The sequence below is a fragment of the Oleiphilus sp. HI0067 genome (assembly GCF_001635735.1).
In genome coordinates, this window is the sequence record NZ_LWFI01000769.1 from 1 (window position 1) to 299 (window position 299).

Consider the following 299-nt stretch of genomic DNA (forward strand, 5'->3'; position numbering starts at 1 on the left):
GAAGGTAAGGCCTATGTGTGTGAACTCAGTGCGGAGCAAGCTTCTGAATATCGCGGTTGGGCGACTAAGCCCGGTAAAGACAGCCCTTATCGAGAGCGTTCTGTTGAAGAGAATCTAGACCTCTTTGAAACAATGAGAGCTGGTGGTTTCGATGAAGGGGCGGCTTCTCTTCGTGCGAAAATCGATATGGCTTCGCCAAATATGAATTTGAGAGACCCGATTCTTTATCGAATTCGCAAGGTTGAACATCACCAGACAGGTGATAAATGGTGTATTTATCCGAGCTATGATTTTGCGCA

At 46.5% G+C, this 299-nt stretch carries 1 protein-coding gene; it reads left to right on the forward strand.

The window, feature by feature from the left end:
• On the forward strand, positions 1 to 299 hold a 299-nt coding region (locus A3739_RS08425; protein WP_231877046.1), incomplete at both ends, for a glutamate--tRNA ligase family protein.